At 70.7% G+C, this 13,806-nt stretch carries 7 protein-coding genes; 6 read left to right on the top strand and 1 reads right to left on the bottom strand.

Annotated elements, in window-relative coordinates:
- The first annotated feature begins 53 nt into the window (after window positions 1–53).
- From EW117_RS24250 to EW117_RS24225, 6 genes are all read left to right on the top strand, one after another.
- Window positions 54–1,232, top strand: a complete 1,179-nt coding sequence (locus EW117_RS24250; RefSeq protein WP_242504512.1) for a Gfo/Idh/MocA family protein — start codon at window positions 54–56, stop codon at window positions 1,230–1,232.
- 118 nt (window positions 1,233–1,350) lie between these two features.
- On the top strand, window positions 1,351–6,957 hold the full coding sequence (locus tag EW117_RS24245; RefSeq protein WP_242504511.1) for a ThuA domain-containing protein: 5,607 nt from the start codon (window positions 1,351–1,353) through the stop codon (window positions 6,955–6,957).
- Window positions 6,958–7,067: 110 nt separating this feature from the next.
- The gene (locus tag EW117_RS24240; RefSeq protein WP_129789308.1) at window positions 7,068–7,658 is read left to right on the top strand and encodes a hypothetical protein; all 591 of its coding nucleotides are present in this window, start codon (window positions 7,068–7,070) and stop codon (window positions 7,656–7,658) included.
- A 58-nt stretch (window positions 7,659–7,716) separates the two neighbouring features.
- Window positions 7,717–8,718 (top strand): sugar phosphate isomerase/epimerase family protein, encoded by a 1,002-nt coding sequence (locus tag EW117_RS24235; protein WP_129789307.1) that lies wholly within the window; start codon window positions 7,717–7,719, stop codon window positions 8,716–8,718.
- Between the two features lie 156 nt (window positions 8,719–8,874).
- Window positions 8,875–11,541: a PQQ-dependent sugar dehydrogenase gene (locus EW117_RS24230; RefSeq protein WP_129789306.1), complete on the top strand. Its 2,667-nt coding sequence runs from the start codon at window positions 8,875–8,877 to the stop codon at window positions 11,539–11,541.
- Window positions 11,541–12,554 carry a sugar phosphate isomerase/epimerase family protein gene (locus EW117_RS24225; protein WP_129789305.1) on the top strand — a complete coding sequence of 338 codons (1,014 nt, stop codon included), beginning with the start codon at window positions 11,541–11,543 and terminating at the stop codon, window positions 12,552–12,554. Before EW117_RS24230 ends, EW117_RS24225 begins: the two co-directional genes overlap by 1 nt.
- An 87-nt stretch (window positions 12,555–12,641) precedes the next feature.
- On the opposite strand, the gene EW117_RS24220 is transcribed toward EW117_RS24225, so the two are convergent.
- Window positions 12,642–13,298, bottom strand: a complete 657-nt coding sequence (locus EW117_RS24220; RefSeq protein WP_242504510.1) for a GNAT family N-acetyltransferase — start codon at window positions 13,296–13,298, stop codon at window positions 12,642–12,644.
- Between the last annotated feature and the right edge of the window lie 508 nt (window positions 13,299–13,806).

Genomic DNA, 13,806 nt, shown 5'->3' with positions numbered 1-13,806 from the left:
CGCCCGTGGGGCGTGCAACACGGCGGTGACACGACAGTGGGGGGAGGCGCGGTATGAGCAGCGTTGAGAACGAGCTCGGGGTCGGCATGGTCGGCTACGCGTTCATGGGAGCGGCACACTCGCAGGCCTGGCGCACGGCGCCGCGGTTCTTCGACCTGGCGCTCGCGCCGCGCATGCGCGCGGTGGCTGGCCGGGACGAGGCCGCGGTCCGTGCGGCGGCCGACCGGCTGGGCTGGGACGAGGCCGTGGTCGGCTGGCGGGACCTGCTGGCGCGGGACGACATCGGGCTGGTCGACGTCTGCACGCCGGGCGACACGCACGCCGAGATCGCGGTGGCCGCCCTGGAGGCGGGCAAGCATGTGCTGTGCGAGAAGCCGCTGGCCAACAGCGTGGCGGAGGCGGAGACGATGGTCGCCGCCGCCGACGCCGCGGCGGAGCGGGGCGTGCGCGCGATGGTGGGTTTCACCTACCGTCGCGTGCCCGCGATCGCTCTCGCCCGGCAGCTGGTCGGGGAGGGCCGGATCGGGCAGGTGCGGCACGTGCGCGCGCAGTACCTGCAGGACTGGATCGCCGATCCGGAGGCGCCGATGTCCTGGCGGCTCGACAAGCAGAAGGCCGGCTCGGGCGCGCTGGGCGACATCGGCGCGCACGTCGTGGACCTCGCGCAGTACGTCACGGGCGAGTCGCTCACCGGGGTGAGCGGCCTGCTCGAGACCTTCGTGCACGAGCGGCCGGAGGCGGCGTCGTCGGGGAGTCTTTCGGGTGTGGCCGACACCAGCCGCATGGGCAAGGTCACGGTGGACGACGCCGCGGTGTTCCTGGGGCGGCTGTCCGGCGGCGGGCTGGCGAGCTTCGAGGCGACACGGTTCGCGTGGGGCCGGAAGAACGCGATCCGGCTGGAGGTCAACGGCTCGAAGGGCTCGCTGGCCTTCGACTTCGAGGACATGAACCTCCTGCACTTCTTCGACGCGTCGGACGATGCGACGACGGCGGGCTTCCGCCGGATCGTCGTGACCGAGCCGGACCACCCGTACGGCGGCCACTGGTGGCCGCCGGGGCACGGCCTCGGCTACGAGCACGCGTTCACGCACCAGATCGTCGACCTGGTCGGCGACCTGGCCGCCGGGCGGCAGCCGACGCCGTCCTTCCGCGACGGCCTGGGGGTCCAGCGGGTGCTGGACGCCGTGGAGCGCAGCGCGGCGGCCGGAGGGGGGTGGGTGTCCCTGATCTGAGCCGCAGGCTCAGGTCCGCGGGGGGACTTCCTTGAGTACCGCACGGCACTACTGACGGGAACCGCAGGTTCAGGTCAGCGAAAGGCACTGTCTGACCCGACTCAATGAGGAGCTCCAGGTGAGAAACGTGCAAGGAACCCGCCGCCTGCTGCGGTCGGTGGTCGCGGCAGCAGCCGTGACCGCCATCGGTATCCCGGCCGCCCTGTCGGCGGCCGCCGAACCACTCGCCGCCGCCCAGGGTGCGCCGGCCGAACTGGCCGCCGCGCCCGGTGCGGTGGCGGCCGAACCCTTCGACGCCCTCGTCTTCTCGAAGACGGCCGGCTTCCGGCACGGCTCGATCCCCGTCGGCATCGAGGCGATCACCCAGCTCGGCGCGGCGAACGACTTCACGGTCACGGCCACCGAGGACGCGAGCGTCTTCTCCGACGAGGGCCTCGCCGACTACGAGGTGGTCGTCTTCCTGTCCACGACCGGCGACGTGCTCGACGCCGGCCAGCAGGCGGCGTTCGAGCGGTACATCCAGGGTGGCGGCGGCTACGCGGGCATCCACGCGGCGTCCGACACCGAGTACGACTGGCCCTGGTACGGCGAGCTGGTGGGGGCCTACTTCAACTCCCACCCGCAGAACCAGGACGCCACGATCAAGGTCGAGGACCACGACCACGCCTCGACGGCGCACCTGCCGGACCGCTGGGACCGCCACGACGAGTGGTACAACTTCCGCACGAACCCGCGCGACGAGGTGCATGTCCTCGCGTCCCTGGACGAGTCCAGCTACTCCGCCGGCACGGGCGCGATGGGCGCGGAGCACCCGATCGCCTGGTGCCAGGAGTACGACGGGGGCCGGTCCTGGTACACCGGCGGTGGGCACACCGACGCCTCGTACGCGGAGCCGGAGTTCCTCGACCACCTGCTGGGCGGGCTGCAGACCGCGGCCGGGGTCGTCGGCTCCGACTGCGCCGCGACCCAGAGCGACAGCTACGAGATGGTGCCGCTCGACGAGGACACCGCGAACCCGATGATGCTGGACGTCGCCCCCGACGGGACCGTCTTCTACGTCGAGCGCGACGGCCGCGTCCAGGTGATCGACCCGGAGTCGAACACCACGAGCACCGCGATGACGCTGGAAGTCACCCAGTCCAACGAGGACGGGCTGACCGGCGTCGTGCTCGACCCGGACTTCGCGTCCAACGGATGGATCTACCTGTTCTGGTCCCCGCAGGACGTGGGCGACGACGGCCCGCACAACCGGGTCTCGCGCTTCGACTACGACGCCGCCTCCGGCACGATCGACGCGGCCACGGAGGAGACCGTGCTGATCATCCCGACGCAGCGCCAGACGTGCTGCCACGCGGGCGGTGACATGGTCTTCGATCCCGACGGCAACCTCTACGTGGCGACCGGCGACAACACGAACCCGTTCGACTCCCAGGGCTACGCGCCGCTGGACGAGCGGGCCGGACGGGCCAACTACGACTCGCAGCGCACGTCGGCCAACAGCAACGACCTGCGCGGCAAGGTGCTGCGGATCACGCCGCAGGACGACGGCTCGTACACGATCCCCGAGGGGAACATGTTCGCGCCGGGTGCGGCGGACACCCTGCCCGAGATCTATGCGATGGGCTTCCGCAACCCGTTCCGGATCGGCGTCGATCCCGCGAACGGGAACGTGCTCGTGGCCGACTACGGACCGGACGCCGGATCGGCCAGCGAGACGCGCGGGCCTGCCGGCACGGTCGAGTGGAACGTCGTGAGCGAGCCCGGCTTCTACGGCTGGCCGTACTGCACGGGGGCGAACAACGCCTACCGCGACTACGACTTCGCCACGGGGCAGTCGGGTGCGGCGTTCGACTGCGCCGGAGGTCCGGTGAACGACTCGCCGAACAACACCGGCATCACGCAGCTGCCCGCCGCCGTCGAGGCGGAGGTCTGGTACGGGTACGGCACCAACCCGCTGTTCCCCGAGATCGGCGGCGGCGGCGCACCGATGGGCGGCCCGGTGTACTCCTACGACCCGGAGCTGGAGTCCGACGTCAAGTGGCCGGCCTACTGGGACGGCAAGGCGCTGTTCGGGGAGTGGAACCAGGGGCGGATGTACTCGTTCCAGCTCGCCGGCGAGCAGCGCGACGACCTCGTGGACATCAACCGGGTCCTGCCGCAGATCTTCGACCCGGAGGCCGGGTTCGACCGGCCGATGGACTTCGACTTCGGGCCTGACGGCGCGCTGTACGTCGTCGACTGGGGTTCCGGCTTCGGCGGCAACAACGACAGCTCGGGCGTGTACAAGGTCAACTACGTCGAGGGCGATCCGGCACCCATTACCCGGGCGTCCGCCGACGTTACCGACGGCCTGGCGCCGCTGACCGTGCAGTTCTCCTCGGAGGGCACCCGCCATCCGGCCGGGGAACCACTCACGCTGCAGTGGACCTTCGGCGACGGTTCGGCGCCGAGCACCGAGGCGAACCCGACCCACACGTACACCGAGAACGGTCGCTACACGGCCCAGCTCGTCGCCACCGATGCGGACGGGCTGACCGGCGTGGCGAACGTGACGATCGTCGTCGGCAACATCGCTCCCGAGGTGACGATCACGTTCCCGGACGACGGCGGCTTCTTCGAGTGGGGCGACCAGGTGCGTTACGAGGTCGCTGTCGACGATCCCGACGGCGAGGTGAACTGCGACAACGTCACGCTGTTCACCCGGCTCGGGCACGCGGGGCACTCCCACCCGTTCGGTGAGCTGACCGGCTGTTCGGGCGTCTTCGACACCGCCCGCGACGAGGGCCACGGCATCGACTCGAACATCTTCTGGGTGGTCGAGGCGTTCTACACCGACGACGGCGGCGCGGCAGGCGAACCCCTGACCCGGAACGACCTGCAGGTGCTGCAGCCCAAGCTGATCCAGTCGGAGTTCTTCACCGGCACGGGCCGCGCCGACGGCATCGGTGACGGCACCGGTGACCCGGGCGTCCAGATCGAGCAGACGGGCGACACCGCCGGTGGCGGCCAGAACATCGGGTTCATCGAACCCGGTGACTACTGGGCCCACGAGCCGCTGAGCCTGGACGGCGTCGACGCGATCTCGCTGCGCGCCGCCTCGGGCGCCGGCGGCGGGGAGGTCTCGGTGCGCTGGGACGCCCCGGACGGCCCGGAGATCGGCCGGATCACCGTGCCGAGCACCGCCGGCTGGCAGCAGTACGTCGACGTCGGCACCGCGCTGACCAACGTGCCCTCCGGCTCGGGTTCGCTGCACTTCGTCCTGCTCTCGGGCGGGATCAACGTCAACTGGATGGAGATCGACGGCCGCGGGGTCGCCGACAACGAACGACCGGAGGTCGAGCTGACGGTCGACCCGGTCTCGGGCGACGCCCCGCTGACCGTGACCGCCACCGCTGAGGCCACCGACCCCGACGGAACGGGCGACCTGACCTACGCCTGGGACGCCGGGCTCGGTGACGGGTTCGTCGACGGCACGTCGTCCTTCGAGCACACCTACGACGAGCCGGGCACCTACCGGCTCCAGGTGCGCGTCACCGACGAGCGCGGCGCGTACGCCGTCGAGTACGTCATGGTCGAGGTCACCGGGATCGTCCCGGAGCCACAGCTCTGCCTGTCGGGCCGGTCGGACGACTTCCTCGGTGAGGAGCTCGACCCGGACCGCTGGACGGTGCTCGAACGGAACCAGGACCTGCGGGTCGCCGACGGTCTCCTCACGATCCCGGCGACCGCCACGGACTTCTACGGGACGAACAACACGGCCGTGCCGAACGTCGTCCTGCAGGACCTGCCGGACGGTCCGTTCACCGCGACGGCCAAGGTGACCATCCCGGCCCACGCCCAGTACCAGCAGGCCGGTCTGCTGGTCTACGGCGACGCGGACAACTACGCGAAGATGGTGCTCCAGGGTCGTTCGGCACCCGCCGACCCGGCCACGCGCATCTTCCAGTACATCCGCGAGGAGGCCGGCGCACCGAACGAGGTGGGCGACTCCAACACCGCGGCGCTCGGGGCGGACTACCCGGACACCGTCTACGTACGCCTGGCCAGCAGCGACGGCGAGGACCTGACGGCGTCGTACTCGGCGGACGGCGTCAGCTTCACGGCAATGCCGCAGACCAAGGCGCTCGCCGGCATCGCCGATCCGCAGATCGGGCTCGTGTCGCTCGCCGGCACCGGTTCGGCCGCGGACGTCGTGGACGCTCAGTTCGACTGGTTCCACATCACCCCGGACGACACGGCCGCAGCCCCCGGGCCCGCGGACGAGTTCGACGGGGACGCCCTCGACGCCTGCCGCTGGGACATCGTGCGCGAAGACCCGACGGGCTACCGGGTGACCGGTGGCGCGCTGGAGATCGACACGACGGCCACGGACATCTACACCGGCAACAACACCGGCACGCCGAACCTCGTCGTGCAGGACCTGCCGGACGACGACTGGACCGTCGAGACCCTGGTGGACGGGTCGGCCTTCGACCAGCAGTACCAGCAGGGCGGTCTCATCGCGTACGGGGACGACGACAACTACGTCAAGCTCGACCTCGTGACCGACAACGCTCCGGGCAGCGCCGTCACACAGCGCATCGAGCTGCGTAGCGAGGTCGATGCCGTGGTGCAGAATCCGCAGCCCGGCGCGAACAACCTCACGTCGCGCGTGTGGCACCTGCGACTGTCGAAGGCCGGGTCCACCTTCACCGGTGAGTACAGCGCGGACGGTGAGGAATGGACCGCCCTCGCCGAGCCGGTGACACACGAGGGTCTGCAGGACGCCCGAGTGGGTCTGTTCGCACTCGGCGGCCCTCAGCAGTCGGTCGCCACGGCGTCGTTCGACTACTTCCGGGTGGCGGACGCGGCCGAGCCGCTCGAGGTGACCGGCACGCTGTCGCCCGCTGAACCGGACGGTCCGGACGGGCAGTGGCTCGGGCTGGTGACGGTCACCGTGGAGACCACGGGCGGACCGGACGGTGCCTCGGTGTACCGGGAGGTCAACGTCGACGACGGCGGCTGGACCGAGTACACCGCACCGGTGGAGATCTCGGCGTCCGGCGCTCACACCGTCCAGGTGCGAGCATCGGCGGACGGCGAGACGGTCGTCGGCGAGACTCTCACGTTCACCATCGCGGAGCCTGAGGTCAGCGAGGCGACGCCGGCGGTCGAGATCGTCCAGCCGACCTGCCACTACGACCGGTCGGGAGCCGAGGTCGTCACCGGCGGTGCGCTGGTCACCGCCGAGGTCGAGGGCGTGCGGTCCTACGTCGTGCGGGAGTGGGTCGACGGCGCCGCCGGTGACGTCGTCGACGACCTGGACGACATGGCTCCCGGGAGGTACCGGGTCGCGGCCCGGCCTGCCGAGGGGTACGTCCTCGTCGCCGAGGGGGACTGGCGGGTCCGAGACAACGGCATCGCCGTGCTCTTCGTGACGCTCGGGCAGCCCGAGTGCCCCGACCCGAACACCCCTGACGTCGTGGTGACGGCCGCGACGTGTGACGACGGTGGGTCGATCGTTCCGGTCGTTCTTCCCGGGGTGCGCAGCTATGTCGTGCACAACTGGGTCGACGGCGAGGCGGACGGCAAGCCCCGTCACCTGGCGAACCTCGCCCCAGGTGACTACCGCGTGATCGCCACGCCGGCCAAGGGCGCCGAGCTGACGGCGGCCGGGGACTGGGTGCTCAGCCCGTCCGGCAAGGCATACGTCATCGTGACCGTCGAGGAGAGGTGCGACGACTGAGAGGCCTGGGGCGTACACCGGCCGCCGGTGCACGCCCCGTCGCCCCGTGGCCCGAGGTCAGCGGCAGGACTGGTGACCCCGGGCCCCCTGTGAGTCGGAGAGGAACGGAGATGGAACGGTTCACACGCTTTGGCGCGGCGCTCCTGCTGGCGCTCGGACTCGCTGTCGGGCCTGCCGCCACGGCTCCGGCCGCGGCACACGGCGGCAAGATCGACATCGAGCTCGGCACCGACGGTGCCGGAGGTGTCTCCGCGGCGCTGACCTGGGCGGCTGACGGGCACCCGGTCGAGGAGTCGGCCGTCGTGGTCGTGCGGGGGGTCTCCGACGCCGGCGAGGAAGTCGGCCCCGTCACCCTCGTCTCCGCGTCGGAAGGAGTCGGCTGGTACCGCTCGGAGCCCGCTGTGCTCGACGAGGGGCACTGGACGTTGACCGCGCGGGTGAAGGAGCCTCGGCAGGCAGCAGTCGAGGTCGAGGTCGATGTCGCGCCACCGGCCGCGCCGCCGTCCGAACCCGCGGCGTCCGGGTCGTCCGGTCCCGTGGCCGAGGAGGTCGCCGCGGAGGCGGCCGACGCCGCGGCGTCGGCCGGCGACGGGTCGCCGTCGGCCGGTGGTCTGCCGGGCTGGTTCGGCTGGGCGCTGGGGGCGCTGGTCGCCGCCGGAGGGGTGGCGGTCGTCGTCGTGCTGCGGAGGCGGACGACCTGACCGAAGACCGAGGGGTACGACCGGCGCCGCCGGATCGTCACGCACAGGAGGAAGAAAGATGACACGACCGATCACCCTGTTCACCGGCCAGTGGGCCGATCTGCCGCTGGAGGAGGTGGCGAGCCTCGCCTCGAAGTGGGGCTACGACGGACTCGAGCTGGCCTGCTGGGGTGACCACCTCGACCCGTGGCGCTGGGACGACGACGAGTACGTCGCCGGGCGCCTGGAGCTGCTGGAGCGGCACGGCCTGAAGGTGTGGGCGATCTCGAACCACCTCAAGGGCCAGGCCGTCTGCGACGACCCGATCGACCAGCGGCACCGCGACATCGTCTCGGACCGGGTGTGGGGTGATGGCGACCCCGAGGGCGTACGCCAGCGCGCCGCCGAGGAGATGAAGAACACCGCACGCCTCGCCGCGAAGCTCGGGGTGAAGACGGTCATCGGGTTCACCGGCTCCGCGATCTGGAAGTACGTGGCGATGTTCCCGCCGGTCTCCGACGCCGCGATCGAGGCCGGCTACCAGGACTTCGCCGACCGCTGGAACCCGATCCTCGACGTGTTCGACGAGGTCGGCGTCAAGTTCGCGCATGAGGTGCACCCGAGCGAGATCGCCTACGACTACTGGACTACCGTCCGCACCCTCGAGGCGATCGGCCACCGCGAGGCGTTCGGCCTGAACTGGGACCCGAGCCACATGGTGTGGCAGGACCTGGACCCGGTCAGCTTCCTCTGGGACTTCAAGGACCGGATCTACCACGTGGACTGCAAGGACACGAAGAAGCGCATGACGAACGGCCGCAACGGCCGCATGGGCTCGCACCTGCCCTGGGCGGACCCCCGCCGCGGCTGGGACTTCGTGTCGACCGGGCACGGCGACGTCCCGTGGGAGGACGCGTTCCGGATGCTCAACACGATCGGCTACGACGGTCCGATCTCCGTGGAGTGGGAGGACGCCGGCATGGACCGCCTCGTCGGCGCACCGGAGGCGCTCGAGTTCGTGCGCTCCCACGCGTTCGACGCGCCGGACTCGGCGTTCGACGCCGCCTTCTCGACCCGCTGACCCGCTCGACCCGACAGGGAGGTACGACCCCGCACGAACAGGCACCACCCGGCGTAGCAGCGCGACGCCGGAGCGCATGAGGACCGGGCCCCGAACGAATGGGATGCGGACGAGACCCGGCCGGCGTGACGAACTCGACGAGGAGCTGCATCACGTATGAAGAATATCCATGAGCGCACCCGCGCGCGGCAAAAGAAGACGTTCGCGGCGCTCGCCGCGACCGCGCTGGTCGGTACGGCCCTCCTGGCCACGCCGACGGCGTCCGCCCATCCGGGCCACCCGAGCCACGACACCCAGGACGTCGAGGCCGCGGCCGACACCGACTGGAACAACTACGAGAAGATCCTGCTCACCAAGGACGTCGGTGAGCCCATCGACATGGCGGTCCTGCCCGACCGGCGGGTGCTGCACACGGCGCGCAACGGCGACGTGCGCCTGACCGACCCGGCCACCGGCGTCACCAGGGTGGTCAACACCCTGGACGTGTACGCCAACTCCGAGGACGGCCTGCAGGGCATCGCCCTGGCGCCGGACTTCGAGGAGAGCAACGAGGTCTACCTCGTCTACGCGCCCCGCGACGCGGACGGCGACGGCACCGCGGACACGCCGTCGGGCAACGCGCCCAACTCGCTGCCCGGGGGCGAGGACGAGAGCTACTGGGACCGCTGGGTGGGCGTGAACCGCCTGTCGAAGTTCACCTGGACGGGCGACGCGCTCGACCCCGCCTCCGAGCAGCCGATCCTCGACGTCGAGGTGCAGCGCGGCCAGTGCTGTCACGTCGGCGCGGACATCGACTTCGACGCCGAGGGCAACCTCTACCTGTCGACCGGTGACAACACCCCGGCCAGCACGCCTGGCGCCAACGGATACGCCCCGAACAACGACGCCCCGAACATGAACCCGGGCTTCGACGCACGTCGCGGCGCGGGGAACACCAACGACCTGCGGGGCAAGATCCTGCGGATCGACGTGCGCGACGACATCCCGGCCGGTGCGCCGCCGGGCGAGGGCAGTACCTACGACATCCCCGCCGGCAACCTGTTCGCCCCCGGTACGGAGGGCACGCGGCCCGAGATCTTCGTGATGGGCGTGCGCAACCCGTTCCGCATCGAGGTGGATCCCGAGACCAGCTCGCTGACGTGGGCCGACTACGGGCCCGACGCCTCCGCGGCCAATCCGGACCGCGGGCCGATGGGCTACGTGGAGTGGAACGCCGTGGGGCTCGACGACCCGCACAACTCGGGGTGGCCGTACTGTCACGGTCCGAACGCGGCCTACAACGAGTGGAACTTCGAGACCGCCACGCCGCGCGAGTTCTTCGACTGCGCCGCGCCGCAGAACAACTCCCGCTGGAACACCGGCCTGACCGACCTCCCGCCGGCCCGGGCCGCGACCCTCTACTACGGCGACCAGCCAGGTCAGCAGCCGCGCGACGAGCTCGTGAACTTCGGCTCCGGCACGGGACAGGGGCCGATGGGCGGCCCGGTCTACCACTACGACGCGGCCGGGACCGCACCGGGCAAGTTCCCCGAGGTCTGGGACGGGAAGGCGTTCTTCGGCGAGTTCTCGCAGGACTACTACGCGGCGTTCAGCGTGGACTGGTCCACGTTCGAGGTGGGCGAGATCGAGGACTTCTTCCCGAACACTGCGCTGGAGGCGGCCGGGATGTTCCGCAACGACAACCCGATCGACCTCGAGTTCGGCCCGGACGGCTCGCTGTACGTGCTGGAGTACGGCGACGGCTTCTTCCGGCAGAACCCGGACTCCGGGCTGTACCGCATCGACTACGCCGAGGGGAACAAGGCACCCCAGGCGCGGTTCACGGCTACACCCTCCTCGTCGTCGTCCGCACCGGTGGAGGTCGCGTTCGACGCGTCCTCCTCGAGCGACCCCGACGGCGACGCGCTGACGTACGAGTGGGACTTCGACGGCGACGGCACGTTCGACGCCAGCGGTGTCCAGGCCACCCACACCTACAGCGACCTCGACCTGTACACGGCTCGCCTCCGGGTGACCGACGCGCGCACCAAGTTCTCGCTGACCTCGCAGCAGATCAGCGTCGGTAACGAGGCACCCGAGGTCACGGTCGACCTCCCGGCGGACGGCGGGTTCTTCGACTGGGGCGACGGCGTGCCGTTCCAGGTGAGCACGCAGGACGCCGAGGACGGCACCGAGACGGTCTGCAGCCGGGTCGCGTGGTCCTACGGGCTCGGTCATGACGAGCACGCCCACCCCGAGGTCTCGGGCACGGGCTGCACCGGCGTCCTGCCGACCGACCCGAACTCGCCGGAGCACGGAGCGGACGCGGACCTGTACGGCGCCGTCGTCATCACGTACACCGACAACGGAGCCAACGGACTGCCGCCTGCCGCCGGCGAGGCGACGCTGCGCCTGAACCCGAAGCTGCAGCAGGCGGAGCACGCGACCCTCAAGGGTGTCGAGGTGGTCCAGGACGAGGCGGCGTCGGCCGGCGCCTATGTGGCCGGCCTGGGCAAGAAGGACTCGCTCGCTCTCGAGCGCGTGAGCCTGTCCGGCATCGACAGCGCCACCGCGACCGTGCGCGGCAAGGGCGCGCTCCAGCTCCGCTGGGGCTCGCCGACCACCAAGCCGTTCGCCACGGCCAAGGTGTCCGGCCGCACCTGGCAGGACGTCGACCTGGCGTTCCGCGCCCGGGAGAGCACCGGAACGCTCTACGTCACAGCCACCGGTTCGCTGGACGTCGACGCCGTGACGATGGTCGGCGAAGGCGTCGGAACGTCGCCCGCGGCGACACAGAACTCGACCGGCCCGACCGGGGCCGCTCAGACCGAAGGAGAGCAGTGATGGAATCACGCACTGACGTCAACCGCAGAAACTTCCTGAGGCTGGCCGGCGGCACCGTGGCCGTGGGCGCGGCGTCGCTGGCCGGTGCCGGTCTCGCGGGCAGCGCTGCCGCCGCGACCCTCGCCCCCACGACGGCGACCGGAGCGGCGACCGCCGGCCGGGGCCGGGTGCTCGTGCCCGCCGGCCAGATCGGCATCCAGCTGTACTCGATCAGGGACAAGGTCTCCTCGCTCGGCTTCCGCACCGTGTTCGAGCGGCTCGCCGACATGGGGTACGCAGAGGTCGAGTTCGCCGGGTACACGCAGGGGCAGGTCGGCGCGATCACCCCCGAGGAGATCCGGCAGCTGCTGGACGACAACGGCCTGCGCGCCGTCGGCTCGCACCGCGGCATCGCGGACTTCGCCAACAACATGGAGCGCGAGCTCGACATCGCCGAGATCCTCGGCATGGAGCACATCGGCACCGCGCAGGCGCCCACGAACAACCGCACGGTCGCGGGCTACCTCGCCGCCGCCGAGCAGTTCAACGGCTTCGGGGCGGCGGCGTCCGCCCGCGGCCTGAAGTTCTACCAGCACAACCACGACGGCGAGTTCAGCTTCGCCACCGACAACCCGGACGTCCGGCTCTACGACGTCTTCTACGACAACACCGACCCGAGGAAGGTGTTCCTCGAGATGGACGTCTACTGGGCGTTCGTGGGCCAGCACCGCTACCCGGGCTTCGAGCCGGTGGACTACGTCAAGCGCAACCCGCACCGCTACCCGCTCCTGCACCTCAAGGACGGCGACGCCAACCCGGAGAGCGAGCGAGGCTACGACATCGTGGAGTTCGGGGCCGGCGACCTGCCGTACACCGAGTTCCTGTCGGCGCTCGCGGGTTCGGGCCGACGGCACGGCATCTGGGAGCAGGACAACGCCGCCTCGGTGGCCGCACCGGGCTTCCCGGTCGACTCGTTCGGCAACGCCGAGCGGTCGTACGTCGAGATCCGGTCGCTGCGCGCCGCGCGCTGCTGATCCGGTAGGGGAGAGGGGTGTGGCCGACGCCGTCCGGCGTCGGCCGCACCCCCTCTTCGGTTTCCCAGTGGCGGGACCGGCTGAACGTCAACGGTTGCGCAGCAGCACCACGTCGTCGTGCGCCAGCCCGCCCACGACATAGGTGCGCTTGCCGACCACCTCAAAGCCGCTCTTGCGGTAGAAGGCCTGGGCGCGCAGGTTCTGCTCGTTCGTCGCCAGCCAGAACGGCAGGCCCGCCCCGAGCTCGGCCGCCGTGTCCGACGCGGCCCGCATGAGGTCGCCGGCGACGCCGCCGCCCTGGGCGTCCGGCTGCACGTAGATCTTGGAGAGCTCGACGTACGGAGCGTCGCGCCCGCTCGCGGCACGGACGGCGTCGGCCTCCGCGGCACCCGCGGGCGAACCGAGGACGAGGAGCGCGTAGCCGAGCAGCTGGGTGCCGTCGTCATACACGAGCAACGCGTGCTCGTCGCTCGCGGCCCACGCGCGGAACTGCGCGGGCGTCAGCTTCTCGGCGATGTGCGTGGCCATCTCGGACCGCGAGGCCTGGGGCGGGCACGCGAGGGGAAAGGTGAGGGCCGCGAGCCACGCGGCTTCGGCCGCGTCCTCGACGGTCGCGCGGCGCACGACGCCGGTGGGCGCCGCGGTCGTGTTCGGCGCAGCGGCCGGTGCCGTGCTCTGTGCCGTGTTCTGTGCTGAGGATGTCGCGTTGTCGGCCGGGGATGCCGCCGTGGGCTCGGGTGTCACGGGTCGAACGTAGTACCCGGGCCGCCAAGTGGTGAGCGGGGCGTGGCTGCGGAAAATGTTGGTGCGGGACCGGCTAACGCACGGTCGGCCGAGTGCGCCGGAGGGGTACTTCCGACCCGTTGGGGTGGCCCCCGTCACAAGCACCGCCCGGCGTTGCGTCATGGTCTGTTCAAAACACGTCTTGACCTGCGAAAACACCATGTGCCGCAGACCACTTCCGGCGAAGTGGCGTCCAGGCGGGATCGTGTGTAATGTTCTCCAGGTCAGCCCGCCGGGCAGACGGACACCAGCCGGTAACGGCAGGGTGGCCGCGCCGGGGCTGAAACCCACATCGCAAGGCCGGGTGAGCTTCGTGCCCCCTGAAATGAGATGTGGTTGCCGAATTCGGCAGGCAGGTGCAATTCCTTTCAGTTCTGAGAACGGAAGCGAATTTGATCGGCCGAAAGAATCTGGTAAGTTTGAGGAACTGCCCCGGGCGGTGAAGCGGTCGGAATGGTCGCGGATCTGG

Source organism: Promicromonospora panici (genome assembly GCF_900608595.1).
GTDB classification, from domain to species: domain Bacteria; phylum Actinomycetota; class Actinomycetes; order Actinomycetales; family Cellulomonadaceae; genus Promicromonospora; species Promicromonospora panici.
This window is presented reverse-complemented; position numbering and strand designations above follow the sequence as displayed.